Origin of the sequence: Xanthomonas sp. GPE 39, assembly GCF_000963005.1 — a bacterium.
In the GTDB taxonomy this organism is placed as follows: domain Bacteria; phylum Pseudomonadota; class Gammaproteobacteria; order Xanthomonadales; family Xanthomonadaceae; genus Xanthomonas_A.
Genome location: NZ_JZHZ01000007.1, coordinates 446527 through 461129, shown reverse-complemented (window position 1 = coordinate 461129; position 14603 = coordinate 446527). Strand labels below are relative to the sequence as shown.

19 protein-coding genes and 1 tRNA gene are annotated in these 14603 nt (G+C 58.8%); 13 read left to right on the top strand and 7 right to left on the bottom strand.

Going from position 1 to position 14603, the window contains the following annotated elements; genetic code table 11:
• Window positions 1–101: 101 nt before the first annotated feature.
• Window positions 102–392 (bottom strand): hypothetical protein, encoded by a 291-nt coding sequence (locus XALGPE39_RS01800; RefSeq protein WP_200893849.1) that lies wholly within the window; start codon window positions 390–392, stop codon window positions 102–104.
• 26 nt (window positions 393–418) lie between these two features.
• Here XALGPE39_RS01800 and XALGPE39_RS01795 point away from each other — a divergent pair, with 26 nt between their 5' ends.
• From XALGPE39_RS01795 to XALGPE39_RS16555, 3 genes are all read left to right on the top strand, one after another.
• Window positions 419–1012 carry a hypothetical protein gene (locus XALGPE39_RS01795; RefSeq protein WP_152624800.1) on the top strand — a complete coding sequence of 198 codons (594 nt, stop codon included), beginning with the start codon at window positions 419–421 and terminating at the stop codon, window positions 1010–1012.
• Between the two features lie 22 nt (window positions 1013–1034).
• On the top strand, window positions 1035–2021 hold the full coding sequence (locus tag XALGPE39_RS01790; RefSeq protein ID WP_161795312.1) for a hypothetical protein: 987 nt from the start codon (window positions 1035–1037) through the stop codon (window positions 2019–2021).
• Between the two features lie 98 nt (window positions 2022–2119).
• A complete protein-coding gene (locus XALGPE39_RS16555; protein WP_255352703.1) occupies window positions 2120–2251 on the top strand; it encodes a hypothetical protein in 132 nt (43 codons plus the stop codon).
• Here XALGPE39_RS16555 and XALGPE39_RS01785 read toward each other — a convergent pair.
• Together XALGPE39_RS01785 and XALGPE39_RS01780 are read right to left on the bottom strand one after the other, a co-directional pair.
• Window positions 2221–2916 (bottom strand): hypothetical protein, encoded by a 696-nt coding sequence (locus tag XALGPE39_RS01785; protein ID WP_045726739.1) that lies wholly within the window; start codon window positions 2914–2916, stop codon window positions 2221–2223. The genes XALGPE39_RS16555 and XALGPE39_RS01785 overlap by 31 nt on opposite strands.
• Window positions 2917–3145: 229 nt before the next feature.
• Window positions 3146–3832, bottom strand: coding sequence for a hypothetical protein (locus XALGPE39_RS01780; protein ID WP_152624798.1), 687 nt, complete (start codon window positions 3830–3832; stop codon window positions 3146–3148).
• 257 nt (window positions 3833–4089) lie between these two features.
• On the opposite strand from XALGPE39_RS01780, the gene XALGPE39_RS01775 reads away from it, so the two are divergent.
• The 6 genes from XALGPE39_RS01775 to XALGPE39_RS01750 all read left to right on the top strand — a co-directional run bounded on the left by XALGPE39_RS01775 (window position 4090) and on the right by XALGPE39_RS01750 (window position 7013).
• The gene (locus tag XALGPE39_RS01775; RefSeq protein WP_045726737.1) at window positions 4090–4422 is read left to right on the top strand and encodes a hypothetical protein; all 333 of its coding nucleotides are present in this window, start codon (window positions 4090–4092) and stop codon (window positions 4420–4422) included.
• On the top strand, window positions 4419–5123 hold the full coding sequence (locus tag XALGPE39_RS01770; RefSeq protein WP_052689965.1) for an AraC family ligand binding domain-containing protein: 705 nt from the start codon (window positions 4419–4421) through the stop codon (window positions 5121–5123). The genes XALGPE39_RS01775 and XALGPE39_RS01770 overlap by 4 nt, the downstream gene beginning before the upstream one ends.
• Window positions 5116–5787 carry a 2OG-Fe(II) oxygenase gene (locus tag XALGPE39_RS01765; RefSeq protein WP_052689963.1) on the top strand — a complete coding sequence of 224 codons (672 nt, stop codon included), beginning with the start codon at window positions 5116–5118 and terminating at the stop codon, window positions 5785–5787. Before XALGPE39_RS01770 ends, XALGPE39_RS01765 begins: the two co-directional genes overlap by 8 nt.
• A 71-nt stretch (window positions 5788–5858) precedes the next feature.
• Window positions 5859–6152 carry a hypothetical protein gene (locus tag XALGPE39_RS01760; RefSeq protein ID WP_045726736.1) on the top strand — a complete coding sequence of 98 codons (294 nt, stop codon included), beginning with the start codon at window positions 5859–5861 and terminating at the stop codon, window positions 6150–6152.
• Entirely contained in the window at window positions 6149–6625 is a 477-nt protein-coding gene (locus XALGPE39_RS14830) for a DUF5675 family protein (protein ID WP_052689959.1), read from the top strand. Before XALGPE39_RS01760 ends, XALGPE39_RS14830 begins: the two co-directional genes overlap by 4 nt.
• Before the next feature lie 10 nt (window positions 6626–6635).
• Entirely contained in the window at window positions 6636–7013 is a 378-nt protein-coding gene (locus XALGPE39_RS01750) for a 3TM-type holin (RefSeq protein ID WP_045726735.1), read from the top strand.
• A gap of 5 nt (window positions 7014–7018) precedes the next feature.
• Here the strand turns inward: XALGPE39_RS01750 and XALGPE39_RS01745 are convergent, their stop codons facing one another.
• Window positions 7019–7255, bottom strand: a complete 237-nt coding sequence (locus XALGPE39_RS01745) for a hypothetical protein (protein WP_045726734.1) — start codon at window positions 7253–7255, stop codon at window positions 7019–7021.
• A gap of 202 nt (window positions 7256–7457) precedes the next feature.
• On the opposite strand from XALGPE39_RS01745, the gene XALGPE39_RS01740 reads away from it, so the two are divergent.
• On the top strand, window positions 7458–8972 hold the full coding sequence (locus XALGPE39_RS01740; RefSeq protein WP_082061799.1) for an MASE1 domain-containing protein: 1515 nt from the start codon (window positions 7458–7460) through the stop codon (window positions 8970–8972).
• Here XALGPE39_RS01740 and XALGPE39_RS01735 read toward each other — a convergent pair.
• Window positions 8956–9393 carry a hypothetical protein gene (locus tag XALGPE39_RS01735; RefSeq protein ID WP_052689956.1) on the bottom strand — a complete coding sequence of 146 codons (438 nt, stop codon included), beginning with the start codon at window positions 9391–9393 and terminating at the stop codon, window positions 8956–8958. The genes XALGPE39_RS01740 and XALGPE39_RS01735 overlap by 17 nt on opposite strands.
• 599 nt (window positions 9394–9992) lie before the next feature.
• Window positions 9993–10069, bottom strand: a tRNA-Arg gene (locus XALGPE39_RS01730).
• A gap of 204 nt (window positions 10070–10273) precedes the next feature.
• Here XALGPE39_RS01730 and ubiA point away from each other — a divergent pair.
• The gene (ubiA, locus tag XALGPE39_RS01725) at window positions 10274–11176 is read left to right on the top strand and encodes a 4-hydroxybenzoate octaprenyltransferase (RefSeq protein ID WP_045726733.1); all 903 of its coding nucleotides are present in this window, start codon (window positions 10274–10276) and stop codon (window positions 11174–11176) included.
• A 148-nt stretch (window positions 11177–11324) separates the two neighbouring features.
• Here the strand turns inward: ubiA and XALGPE39_RS01720 are convergent, their stop codons facing one another.
• Window positions 11325–12056: a ComF family protein gene (locus tag XALGPE39_RS01720; protein WP_152624797.1), complete on the bottom strand. Its 732-nt coding sequence runs from the start codon at window positions 12054–12056 to the stop codon at window positions 11325–11327.
• A gap of 49 nt (window positions 12057–12105) precedes the next feature.
• On the opposite strand from XALGPE39_RS01720, the gene bioB reads away from it, so the two are divergent.
• Together bioB and bioF are read left to right on the top strand one after the other, a co-directional pair.
• Window positions 12106–13149 (top strand): biotin synthase BioB, encoded by a 1044-nt coding sequence (gene bioB, locus XALGPE39_RS01715; RefSeq protein WP_045726731.1) that lies wholly within the window; start codon window positions 12106–12108, stop codon window positions 13147–13149.
• Between the two features lie 100 nt (window positions 13150–13249).
• Window positions 13250–14455: an 8-amino-7-oxononanoate synthase gene (bioF, locus tag XALGPE39_RS01710; protein ID WP_045726730.1), complete on the top strand. Its 1206-nt coding sequence runs from the start codon at window positions 13250–13252 to the stop codon at window positions 14453–14455.
• Window positions 14456–14603: the final 148 nt, after the last annotated feature.

Here is a 14603-nt window from a genome sequence, read left to right as displayed (position 1 = left end):
CGAAGAGATCCGCAACGTGATCCTGGCCGGTGGCCTCGCCCCCGATCACAACGCACTCAATCAGCTCGTGCAGGCGATTGAAGCATTGATCAATGCCGCGATCACCAACGCACTGGCGAACTACAAACCACCGGCACCGCCACCACCTCCTCCGCCGCCGCCTCCACCTCCACCTCCACCGCCACCTCCACCTCCGCCTCCGCCTCCACCTCCGCCTCCACCTCCGCCTCCACCTCCACCTCCACCTCCACCGCCACCGCCACCGCCACCGCCACCGCCACCTCCACCTCCACCTCCGCCTCCGCCTCCGCCTCCGCCTCCACCTCCACCTCCACCTCCACCTCCACCTCCACCTCCGCCTCCGCCTCCGCCTCCGCCACCACCGTCCCCACCAGATGGTTAATCCAGGGAGATGATCATGTACCTGCAAATGGCCGGTCTGCAGTTCATGCCGACCGGTGTGATCCTGTATGTCATCAACTACGTCGACATTGATCGACAGCACCTTGCCCGCGAAATCGACGAGCGTTACGAACCTTTCCACCACTGGGGGGAAGTGCCAGACGACTTCAGCTACCTCACCCCGTATCGATACCGGCTGCGCGGCAGCGTGGTGGAAGCCGCACCACCAGATCTGCACGACTACCGCTTCCACTACCGACGGTTGCTACTGATTGACCAAGTGCATGCGGCGTTGCGAGCGCAACGGACTGTATTCGCCTCACGCTCGTTGCCACTACAGGACCAGGTACTTGATCTCGCCCATGCCCAATGCCAGCAGTTGGACGATCACGGTGATGGTGAGGCGTTACCGCTGCTCAACGCGATGGCTACCGCCTGGAACACCACGCTGGCCACTGCGGCAACGCGGGTACGGATGGAATACGCCGACCGACAGGACACGTTGGTCCAGTCCGAGGTCCGCCGCCTACATGCGCTGGCTGCTGTTTGTGCCGCACGTGATCACCACGATCTGGATGCGCTGTTCGTGAGGTACGGCGGCCATGACTGACTTACTGGTCGCCCGCAATCTGGTGCAGTGCAATCCGTTCGCGAGCGGTTTACGCCAGGTCATCCGAGGCGTCCTCACAACTTCCCGCCTGGCATGTAACCCCGATCTTCTGCGCTTTGACGCCTGCTGTCCGATACCCGATGCGACAACAACACAGCAGATCTCTTTCGCGCACTGCTGTGATGCACGCGCGCGCGCGCTGCTCGATGCACATGCGCGACTGCACGTCATGTGGTCTGGTGGGATCGATTCGACCGTGGCGCTAGTCGCCTTGCTCAAAGCCTTGCCTGGCAACGAACTCGACCGGCTCACTGTGTACCTGTCGAGCCACAGCATCGCCGAGAATCCAGGGTTCTACCAAGCCCAGATCGCCGGCAGGCTGTCCGTCGAACGCACCGTCGGCAAAGTCGGGCTGTACGACGAAGTAGTGGTCACCGGAGAGCTCGGTGACCAGTTGTTTGGGTCCGATTTGATGTTGGAGGCCACGCGACGATTGGGGTTTGAAAGCCTGGCACAGCCGCATGCCCTGGTCCTGCCTCGTCTGTTCGGCAGCATCGCCGCAAACGAGCAGACCGGTACCGCGCTCTATCGACGCTACGCACCAATCGCCGACGAAGCTCCCTACCCTCTGGTCAGCGCACAGGATTTCCTGTGGTGGTGGAACTTCTCCCAGAAATGGCAGCACGTGAAGTACCGGCAACTGCTCTATGAGCCGCCAGGTTCGGACTATCGCGCGCTGCTCGGCAAGATCCAGCATTTCTTCGACACGCCGGCATTCCAGCATTGGAGCATCACCCATCCGGCCGACAAACTTGGCGCCAGCATCGACACCTACAAAATGCCGGCCAAGCGCTACATCGTAGCCTTCACCGGCGATCAGAGCTATCTGACCAAGGTGAAGATCGGCTCGCTGTGCAAGGTGTTCAAGTATCCACCGGTGGCTGCTATCACCACCGATGGCACTCCGGTCGATCAGGCCGCTTTGCAGGCGTTCGTTCGTTCTGACTGAGCCAGCACTTCGACTCGCGCGGACCGTTGCTGAGTCACCTCCACACCCCGCCACCCGCTCTCCATTTCCGAACCCATCGTTCCGAAGGAGGAATCGCCTTGCCTTTCATCGTTACGAAAACCAACGCCCAACAGGTCGGCGAAGTGCAAGGATTCAAAGACAGCATCGATCTCGGGTTAGCAACCTTGATCGTCAAAAATCATTTTTGCTCCGTCACCATCTCGGAATGAAAAATGGCGTAATCGAGCAGATCAATCACCTGCTGTGTACGCTCTTGACGAGCACGAACAAAGATTCCAGCCAAATAAAAAATTGCAGCAAATATCAAAGGCGCCCAGAAGTACTTTGAATCATTATTTTTTATTAATGTTGATGCAGTCGCCACCAAAACTATAAACGCAGGGAATATACCGATTTTTCGCAAATCTCCGACAAAAAAACTAAAACGACCATCTAAATTATTGAAATGTCTCTTGTATTGCAGCAGGCCGTATCCCAACCATTTCTTGTCATAGTATTGAAGCCGATCCAGGTAATCTGCATCGCCCAACATGTCAGTCTTTAGACGTAAAAATTGAACGGAAAACCCATTTTTTCGATTAATCCAGAAAAATACACCTTGGCCCAATATTAATACAATTAGGCAGGCCATTCCAGAAAAGCACAATACAATATAAAACAAATCAATGAAAAACAATATTGTCGACGAATGAAACGCGCATTGAAGCAAGGCGAAAAAAAATAATACTATCGCAACGCCAAAATAAAAATATCCTGTAATTCTTTCCAGTCTACGTATCCACACCGGCAACCTGAACACCTCTTTATCACGATTGACAACTGTCATTTCCTGCAACAAAGAGAACAGCGAAACGAGAGATTCTTGCTTGAGCATGTTGGTATCGAGTTCGTTGATTGAGCTATCAAGGTATCAGATAAACGGAGCTACCACCTCTAACCACCTATTTATCTAACTACCTATTTATTGAACTCATTCGTCAAAAGGAGGAATCGCCGTGCCTTTCAGCGTGACGAAAACCACCACCCGCCATGGCAACGAATTAACTGAATTCAAATACAGCGTCGATCTCTAGTTTTCGACCTCGATCATCATTTCAGCCTTTTTACGTCATCACATCGGCATGAAGAATGGCGTAATTGAGCAAATCCATCACCTGCTGGGCGCGTTCCTGACGGACACGGGTGTAAAGACCCACAATATAAGAACATCCGACCACAACAAAAGGCACAAAAAAGTGCATGATATTATTTTCCTTTACCACCATTGAAAATGCTATAAATAAAGCCAAGAACGCGGGAAACACACCTTTCTTTCGAAGATCTCCAATAATAAAATCAAAACGGCCCTCCAAACTATAAAAGTGACTCCGGTACTGTAACAATGCGTATTCCAATGCGGATTTTTCATAGCATTGAAGCTGGGCCAGGAAACCTGCATAGGCCAACATATCGAGTTTTAGGTGCAAAAATTGCACTGGCAACGCCTGCTTACGACGGGTCCAGTAATAGACAATTTCGTTCAATCCCATAGTCACAAAGTGGGCCGCACTAGAGATAATTAGCGGAACCAATGAAGCCTTAAAGAATAATAGATGGATTTCCGAAGGAAATATATATTGAAGCAATAACGCAATCATTGCAATTATCGAAAATGCAAGATTTATAAAGTAAATGGAAATTACTGACCGATGCAACCATACTTGTGATCGATACACCGGTTTGAAAGGTTTAAAAATCGTCATTTCGTGCAGCAACGAGAACAGCGAAACGAGAGATTCCTGCTTGAGCATGTTGGTATCGAGTTCGTTGATCGAACTGTAAAGATATCAGGCAAACGGGAAGCTGATTGGATTTCTGGCGTCCCCATCAATCATCCGCCGGCAACCGCCATCACCACCAATGGCACTCCGGTCGATCAGTCAGGCTTGCAGGCTTTCTCCGCTCTGACTCCCCACACCGCTTCGACTCGAGCGGACTGTTGCTGAGTCATCCCCACCCCGCTCCCACTCTCCATTTTTCACCCCATCCTTCCGAAGGAGGAATCGCCGTGCCTTTCACCGTTACGAAAACCACCACCCGCCCTGCCAACGAAGTGCCTGGATTCAAAGACAGCGCCGATCTCGATCCCGAGGTCGCAACGTCCATCGCCAACGTCAACCATGCGGTTCGCACGCATCCGGCCGTACTGTCCCGCTCGGTCGTAATGTCGGCCGACGGACTCACCAAAACGACGACGACCGTCTGGGAAAGCCAGGAGGCATATGACAGCTTCCAGGCCGCCAACAGCAGTGACCTCAGCAAGGTCTCCAGCGCTGCCAGCGTCTACAACAAGACCAACGGCATCGTCGTCAACACCACCAAGGCAGAAGCCTCATCATGAAAACCGGCGCCTATATCGATGCCCGGCAGAGCATGTACCCGTGCCAGTCCTGGTTGCTGTCCAAACCCATCAAGAACCACATCAACATCCCACCGTTTTGTACGCTGTATGGATTTGTCGTTTCCGCCCCCATAGGTCGGACGGCATCGATCATCGTGGGCACGGGCAACACGGACAAACCGCAGGTTCTGCGTCAAGCAACCCAAGGGCAATACTTCTGCCATGCCACCAGCAGCGAGCATGCCGTGTTGATTCTGGACGAGGGCGTTATGGCCTTTGCCGTGATCCGGCATGGGTTCCGTGGACAAGGACTGGTCGGCGGGCCAATCGAGATGTCTGGACGGCTGTGCTACATCGACAACTGCTCGGACTCGTTGCTGGTCTACCCGCCGCGCAAAGGTGACCCAAGCCTCAACCACTTGTCGTTCCCTGCCGGTGTGCACCAGTCGTTCCACATCCACCCCTCGATCCGCTTAGGCGTGGTCGCCAACGGCTCCGGCTTTGCCTGCTTTGCAGGTCGCGAGATCCCACTCACCGCCGGCACCTTGTTCTGCATCGAAGAGCGCGAATTGCATCGCTTCCGCACTGACGATCAGCCGCTCAATGTCATCGTGTTCCACCCCGATGGCGATTGGGGACCAACCGATCAGGCTCACCCAATGCTCAACCGCACCTATCTGGCGGCTGCGCATCATGGATGATCCGGCGACCATCCGAATGACCTATCCCGAGGCGCAGCTGTGTGCCGGCGGACGGGCGCACCAGGTGCTGATGGCGGTCCGGTCTCCCAACATCGTCGTGCTTGGCGGATTTTTGGACCAAGTCGATTGCCGCGATCTGATCGATCTGGCCGGACCGCGAATGAAACCGTCCTCCGTCGTGCATCACGCACAAGGGACGCGCATCGATGAGACGCGCACCAGTTCCGGTTGCCATTTTTCGCGCGGAGAAGTGGCGCTGGTGGCCGACATCGAGCAGCGCATCGCCGCACTCACCGGCATCCCAGTGGAAAACGGCGAAGGTCTACAGGTGCTGCACTACCTGCCCGGACAGCACTACATCCCGCACTGGGACTACTTTCCACCGGAGAGTCCAACCTCGGCCGACATCGTCCGACCGGAATTGGGCGGGCAACGCATCGCCACGTTCATCGCCTATCTGAACAACGTGCCCCTCGGCGGGGAGACGGAGTTTCCTCGTGCCGGCGTCAAGGTGGCGGCCGTCCAGGGCAATGCCTGCTTTTTCTCCTACCGCACGGCAGACGGCCAACCCGACCCACTGACACTGCACAGCGGCAATTCCGTCATCAACGGCGAGAAGTGGATCGCCGTCAAGTGGCTGCGCGAGGGGCGCTATCCCCGATAGGGCTGACCCAGCCCTAAAGCTGGCCTTTGCAACTTAGGCCGCATTTCACGTTTCAACCAGAGGAATCAAACATGAGTGATGTCTGTGAATGCGGCCGTCCTATTGACCGGCTGCATGGCCTACAAACCACACGCCATGCCTGCGGCGTGCTGTCGGAAAGCGACCGACAGGCATTGGCGGACGCGCTGTGCGAGGCGTTCGAGAAATCAGCGCCAGTACTGTCCCAAGCATTGTCCGACGCACTACAGGCTCAGTTCGAACGCGTGATCGGACGCGGCGTCGTGGGCTGGACAAAACGCATCCTGATCGCCGGCCTGCTTGCGCTGGCCGGCTATACCTTTACCAAGAGCGGAGGCTTCAAATGAACATCGTAATCACCCGAAAACACTCCACGCCCAATGGCACCCCCGGCGAGTTGATCGCCACGAACGACGCTGGCCAAGCCTTTACCTGCGACACCCTGGAACTGCCATGGCAGGACAACGCACCAGGCGTGTCCTGCATCATGAACGATCGTTACCGCGCCACGATCTGGCACTCCGATCACCTCGACTGCGACGTGCTGCGCCTGGAGGACAAGCATGGGCGGCAGAACTGCCTGATCCACTGCGGAAATTTCGCCGGCAATGTGTCTCAAGGCATGGAAACCCAGGTGCATGGATGCACGCTGGTCGGTAGCCGCTACGGAGCGCTGGTCAACGACGACGGGGGCGCGCAACTTGCCATCCTCGACAGCCGCATGACGCTGACCAGGCTGATCGCATTCGTCGGCAGCGGTACCCACACCGTCGACTATCAATGGGCGCAGGGCTGCGAACCTGTCGCCTGCCACGCTTGAGGAGATCACCATGGACATCAGCGGCATCGGTACGGCGGCAGAAGCCGCCAAAAGCATCATCGGGATGTTCTTCCCCGACAAGACCGAGGAGGACAAGGCCAAATTGGCGGCGACGCTTGCGCTCATTCAAACGCAGACCGACATCGACAAAGCCGAAGCGCAGAGTTCGGACCCTCTGCAACACTGGCGCGGGGGGCTGGGCTGGGTCTGCGTCGCCGGGTATTGCTGGAACTTCGTCGGCGGGCCACTCACCAACGCGGTGGCAGCAGCCGTCGGTCATCCTCTCAACCTGCCCTCACTCGACATTGGGCCGCTCGCCACCCTCACGCTCGGCATGTTGGGATTGGGCGGACTGCATGTGGCCGAGCGCGTAAAAGGAGCCGCGTAACGCCCTCATGCCTTGACGGCTTTGCGTCCATGCCTGCTCAGCCCACCACGTTGATTGCCGGCAGCCTCTGCATGACGGCGGGTACTGTGATCCAGTGCCGGACTCATGCGCGCGCGCTGCATCCCCAGATCGCCATGCGTTTGACAGCCCCGGCACAATGCCGTACCCAATAAGACGACGGTTTGCACATCGGTATCAAATAAAAAGCCCTCATTAATCAACACTGCAGCAAGTTGACCCATGCCATCACAACCGCCGAACAAGTGGCGAGGCGCACATCAGTCATTTAAGAATGACTGACAAATATGTGCCAAGCCACACCCGGGGAAATAAGAATCAAAACACTCAATTAATTAAAAAAATAACAATATATAATTGTCTACCATTTACTGAAAAATTTGGAATATATTTCAGTCATAAAAGCCAGGGAAAGGAGGGGTGGAAATGATAAGAGACATCGCCAGGGGAGTCTTCCTGAGTGCGGCTTACTGTGCTTCCTTCCTGTTAGCTTGGCAGCTCTCAGTCGATCAATGGTACTTACCAGCAGGACTGCGCGCAGCGTCCCTACTCTTCCTGCCTTACCGGCTATGGCCTTATCTGCTGCTGGGCGATGCAGCAGCACTCCTAGTGATCCGCGTGCCAATGGTGCATGAGGACGGCACCAATCGGATGTGGGCATACACGAGTCCCTTTCTACTGATGCCGTGCGTGGCTCTGATCGTACATACCGCCAGGCGTCATATGGTTCGACTGCTTGAGCAAGAATGCCTGCTGCTACCACTTACATTGACGCTGGCACTTTGGAGCACTCTATGCAACATGGCCTTAAGTGCCTTTTTAGAGGGCCACAGCATCCTTGAAATTCAGCCAATAGAGATGCTGGTACGTTACTGGCTCGGCGACTACATGGGCATGCTGATGTTCATCATGCCTACGCTGCTGTGGCTACGGCGCAAGGAATACGAGGCGGCCAACTCCAGATTTTTGAAGGATGGCATCCTGAGCACTGGAGTGGTGGTAGCAATGGTGATGATGGCAGTTATTACCCAAGACCGCCTATTGAATCAAATGCTCATGGCGATGATGGTAATTCCGGCAATTATGCTGACACTGCTACACGGCTGGAGCGGAGCGGCAATCGGCATCTTACTAGCCAACGTCGCTATCGGCATCATGCTACCCGATGCAAAAACTTATGGCGCTTACAACGCCAATGCGTTTTTCGTACAACTGGCACTTGCGGCAATCGCCACTGGAATTTTCGTATTCGGCTCCCGTTTGTCCTCCGCGTTTGAAAGGGCGCGTCGCTTCCGTCATGATCGAGAAGAAGCCCTGGATTTTGCACAAGCCAGCTATCTGCAAGCCGAACGCACCCTTAGACGGCGCGTCGTCGAGTACACCGACATTAATGTGCACATCAACAAACTGCGGAAGGACATCGTGGCCTACCTTCGCTCCAAGGGCCAGCATGCTGCAGCGATGGAAATGACACGAACTGGAATGATTCAAGCTAGGCTGCTCGACGAGTACGTGAACGCCCTGTACCCGCTCGGCATCGAAACCCATGGGCTTTATGAAATATTGCGATCTTTGACGTTTAGTAACCTGTGTAATACGGAGTTCCGGCTCATCCTAAAGGGTGAGCCAAAACGCCTATCATTGGGATTACAATTGGCCGCTTATCGCAGCGTACTCAATGTGATCGATACGCTACCACTAGCGAGTAGGCATCTTATCAAAGCAAGGGTCTGGCGCACGCGACACCATCAGGGGATCGCGGTGTGCGTTATCGCCTACGCATCGCCGCAGAATCCTGCCAAGTACGTTGTACACGATGCGGATTGGGAACTAGCCGCCAGGCTCAAAACGCATGGCGGCACCTGCCGGCGCCGCCATGCCTACAGCATTAGCTTCCTCGTTTCCGAAGTATTAGATAAAAGGATCAATCTGCGGCTTTGATCTCCCACTTATTACCATGGCTACCAGGTATGGCACGCACGATGAACGCCGATGTCTGGCACACCAACGTGCCCCTTGGGTCGCTCCCCTTCGCTGGTAACGACACGCGTGACACGTCCACGCCCATGGGCAGCACCCACAACGTGCCGCTGATATTGCCCACTGCGGCGCGCACTGTCCCTGTCAAATCACTGATCTGCAAATATCTCACGCCATCGCGATTAAACTCGTAGATGTGCCACGACGGATCTAGTGAGAGATCAGAGGCCTTCGGAGCACTTTCCCCAAGACCGGTGGCCATCATCGGGGCAATAGGCGCTCCGTGGGTAGTATCAGGGCAGCAAGCTTGAGCAGATATGGCAACGGTTTGGAGAACCCCCGCCAACACAATGTTCAGCATGGTATTTGTCTTGATTTCCATGAGTTTTCCTTTCCCCTGAATGGGGAGATTTCGCCTGCATTTCAGGCTCTCCCAAGGTACTTGTTGCAACAAGTCACCTGTTGACAAATGAAGCGGGCAATCTTGACCAACGGCAAGGTTTCACAACCCGTCGCCCCTAAGAGACACATCACAGCCATGCAACTCAAGTATTTGACGACACCTCATCGCCAATGACGAACCTTGATCTGCGCGATGCGCTCAGCGCATATGCGTTGACGCCTACTGGTCAGCGCTCACCGATGCGCTAGATCTGATCTGGTGGAGGGCAGCGAAATTCATGATTTTTCACACCTCAACTAGGGGCGGTTTTTGTACACCGCAAATCGCATTCTCGGTCGCCTCTGCTAGAGCATGCGAAGAAGCAAACCGATGGCGCGTAAACCCTCGTCAACACACGATCCTGCCTCTTGTATGTTCAAGAGGTCAGCAGAGAACGGAGAGAGAAAAACGTAGGAATGAACACCGAAAACGGCACCTGTGGCAGTTGCATGCTCAAGAGGCCAATGCCAGAAGCCCCGCCAACACTGGGGTTCCGGGCAGAAAAAAACCCAACCGAGAGCGGTTGGGTTCTAGATAACTGGTGCGCCCGGAGGGATTCGAACCCCCGACCAATGGCTTCGGAAGCCACTACTCTATCCGGCTGAGCTACGGGCGCAACGGACGCGCATTCTAACGGCAATCCGATGCCGCGTCTCCCCCTGACCTGCACGCGTGCAGGGGCCACGCTCCTTCACGCCGACACGCGCGCGCACCGACGTGTCCCGACATCGCATGCCCGTACCAAGACTGCGACCACCGCCACACCCACCCGTGCCAGCGCCGACTGCCGCCCGCACAACGCGACTGCTACCCTTGTGCGATGAGTGACGAACGTTATGAAACACCCGTTGCGCCGCCTGCGCGCCCGCGCATCGGCCAGTACTGGAAGCTGCTGCGTGGCGACAGTCCGATCGGCGCGCTCTTGCTGCTCTGGCCAACCTGGTGGGCGCTGTGGCTGGCCGCCGACGGGCTGCCGCCGCTCTGGACGCTGTGTGTGTTCACTGCCGGCGTCTGGCTGACCCGCTCGGCCGGCTGCGTGATCAACGACTACGCTGATCGCTGGCTGGATCCGCACGTCGAACGTACCCGCCACCGTCCGCTAGCCACGGGCGCGGTCAGCGGTCGCGAGGCGCTGGCGGTGTTCGCGTTGCTGATGCTCGCCGCCTTCGCGCTGGTGCTGACGATGAACCGATTGACCATCGGCCTGAGCGTGGTCGGTCTGTTGCTTGCCGCAAGTTATCCGTATCTGAAACGCTATACCTATCTGCCGCAGGTTTACCTGGGCATGGCCTTCGGCTGGGGCATTCCGATGGCCTTCGCGGCGGTGCGCGGCGAGGTGCCCGCGCTGGGCTGGCTGCTGTACGCGGCCAACATCCTGTGGTCCACCGCCTACGACACCTGGTACGCGATGGTCGACCGCGAGGACGATCTGCGCGTCGGCTCCAAGTCCACCGCGATTCTGTTCGGCGAACTGGACCTGCTCATCCTCGGCATCTTGTACACGCTGATGTTCGTCGCGCTGGTCTGCGTCGGCCAACGCGCCGCGTTGGGAATCTACTACTGGGCCGGGTTAGGGATCGCCGCGCTGCTGGTGGCAAGCGAATTCTTCATCGCACGCCAGCGCGAACGCGCTGCGTGTTTCCGCGCGTTTCTGCACAACAATTGGGTCGGCCTGGCGATCTTCACTGGTATCGCCGTGGCGCTGGCGCTGCGCGCACAGTAGCGTCAGCGCGACCACGACGCGCAATTGCTCGCCCCATCACAGCAAAAGCCATCGCGGTTATCGGCTATCCACGCTGCGCGAGAAATACGCCGCACGCCGCATCTATCCATGACCTGCTCCGCAGAGGCGCTCTGGCGCAGCGTGGCGCTCACGGCACCCGCGCCACCACCCAGGCATCGACCCTGGTCACGCCCGCGCGGCGCAACGCATGCGCGGCTGCATGCAACGTCGCGCCTGTGGTCATCACATCGTCGATCAATGCCACATGCGCCGGCAACGCCGCCGGATCGGCCACTGCGAACGCACGACGCAGATTGCGCCGACGTGCCCGTGCATCCAATTCAGACTGCGCGGCTGTCGCACGCACGCGTTGCAAACCGTGGCACACCGGCACATCCAGCGCGCGCGCCAGCGGCTGCGCCAATTCCAGCGCTTGGTCGTAACCACGCTCACGCAGCCGCGCGGTATGCAGCGGTATCGGCAGCAATGCCTGCGGACGCGGCAACCCCGCGCAGCGCGCCTGCAACAGCGCCGCCAGCAGGCGCCCGGCAACCAGATCCTGATGGAATTTGAAGCGGCGCAGCAGGCCATCGACCGGCGCGGCATACACGCAGGCGCTGACCACCAGATGCAACGGCGGCGGGCGACGTTGGCACGCACCGCAACGCTGGTCCGCATCCAGTCCCGGCAGTGGCAGCGCACAGCACCGACAGGCATGAGCGTTCCACGGTAAGGCATCGCAGCAGGCCGGACATAGATCCAGCCCAGGCGTGCCTGGCTCGGTGCAGACCAGGCAACGCTCCGGCAACAAGCGACGCTGTAACCATCGCCAGCCGCCGTCAACCCGATTTGCGATAGTGAAGTTGACAGGGCTTTCCATGCTCACCAGACTGCCTGTTTTCCAAGCCGCATACCGTCAGGAAACCCCCATGCACGCTGTCGTCCGACACGACTGGCAACGCCAGGAATTGCTCGCGCTGTTCGATCTGCCATTCCCGGAACTGCTGCATCGCGCCGCCCAGGTCCACCGCGAGCACTTCGACCCGGCGCAGGTGCAAGTGTCCACGCTGCTCTCGGTGAAGACCGGCGGCTGCCCCGAAGACTGCGCTTACTGCCCGCAGGCGCAGCGTTACGACACCGGTGTGGAAGCACAGAAATTGATGAGCACCGAAGCGGTGCTGACCAAGGCGCGTCAGGCCAAGGCCGCTGGCGCGTCGCGGTTCTGCATGGGCGCGGCCTGGCGCTCGCCCAAGGAACGCGACATCCCCAAGGTGGCGGAGATGATCCGTGAAGTGAAAGCACTGGGCCTGGAAACCTGTGCCACCCTGGGCATGCTCGACGGCGCGCAGGCGCAAGCGCTGAAGGCTGCCGGCCTGGACTACTACAACCACAATCTGGACACCGCGCCGGACTTCTACGACACCATCATCCACACCCGCCAGTACCAGGATCGCCTGGACACCCTGGCCCACGTGCGCGACGCCGGCCTGAAAACCTGCTGCGGCGGCATCGTCGGCATGGGCGAGTCACGCGACCAACGCGCCGGGCTACTGCAAGCCCTCGCCAATCTGCCGGTGCATCCGGACTCGGTGCCGATCAACCGCCTGGTGCAGGTCGCCGGCACGCCACTGCATGGTACCGTCGAACTGGATCCGTTCGAATTCGTGCGCACCATCGCCGTCGCCCGTATCGCCATGCCGCAGGCGATGGTGCGGTTGTCGGCCGGACGCGAGAGCATGAGCGACGAATTGCAGGCACTGTGCTTCTGCGCCGGCGCCAACTCGATCTTCTATGGCGAGAAGCTGTTGACCACCGGCAATCCGGACACCGAACGCGATCAGGCGCTGTTCGCGCGGCTGGGGCTGCGGCCGATGCAGGTGATGGTGGATGCCGAGGCGCACGATCATCCCGGCACCGTGCATGCAGACATCACCGCGCCAACCGACCCATTCCGCAACGTCGCGCTAGTCTGATATCTGTCGGCGTGGTGTGGTCGCGGCACATCCATCGGCCGGGTCATATCGGCCGTCACCACGACACGCTACGCTAGCCAGCCAGTCAGGCCCCATCGCCATGGCCCGTCCCAATCTGCACGACCGTCTCCAATCCTTGCGCAGCTTGCGCGAGGCACATGGCCGCCTACGCGTGCGCCGCAGCGTCGGTCGACGCGACGGCGTCCGCCTGGAACTGGACAACCGCTGGCTGACCGGCTTCTGCAGCAACGATTACCTTGGCTTGGCGCAGCAATTTGAAGTAATCGCGGCGCTGCAGGACGCCGTCGCACGCGAGGGGGTTGGGTCAACCGCCTCGCACCTGATCTGCGGCCACCACGCGCTACACGACACGCTGGAACGCGAGATCGCCGACTGGCTCGGCTACCCGCGTGCACTGCTGTTCGGCAGCGGCTTCATCGCCAATCTCGCAGTACAACAGGCGCTGTTGAGCGAAGAGGACGACGTGTGCGTGCAGGACCGGCTCAATCACGCCAGCCTGCTCGACGCTACCCGTCTGGCCGGCTGCCGCCTGCGTCGGTATCCGCACCTGGATGCCGAGGGTGCGATGCGCCAGCTCAAACACGCCGCCGAGGGCGCAGCCATGCTGGCCACCGACGGGGTATTCAGCATGGATGGCGACGTCGCCCCGCTGCGCTCGTTGGCGCTGGTCGCGCGTACACAACAGGCGTTGTTGTATGTGGACGATGCCCACGGCGTCGGCGTTGTCGGTCGGCATGGCCGCGGCTGCGTCGCCGAAGCCGGACTCGGTGCGGACGATGTGCCATTGCAGTTGGTGACGCTGGGCAAGGCGCTCGGCGGTTATGGCGCGGTGGTGGTCGGCGACCCCGTGCTGATCCAGCACCTGGCCGAAACCGCACGCCCGTATCTCTACACCACCGCGCTACCCCCAGCGCAGGCCGCCGCCACGCTGGCGGCGGTCAAGTTGGCGCGGCGTGACCAATGGCGGCGCGAGCGCCTGGTCGAATTGATCGCAGCATTCCGCGGCGGTGCGCGCCGCCATGGCCTGGAATTGATGGCCTCGGAGACGCCGATCCAGCCACTGTTGTGCGGCGAGGAGGCCAGCGCGCTGGCGCTGTCGGCAGCGCTGGAAGACGCCGGATTTCTAGTCTCTGCGATTCGCCCGCCAACCGTGCCGGAAGGCAAGTCGCGGCTGCGAGTGACGCTGTCGGCCTTGCACACACAAACGCAAGTGCAGGCGCTGCTGGATGCCTTGGCATTGGCCCGAGACCGTCTGGCGGCGCATCCGCTCAGCGTGCCCGCCTGAGCAAAGGGACGCGCGCCGCATGTGCCCGTGGACGAGGCTGTTCGAATTCGGCTGCCATGGCCGGCGTATTCGCGGCCTCGCCATTGCCGATCGCCGATGTCGCGCGCTGACCTGCATCGGGCTGGTCAGCGGCTGCATCGGCTGGCAC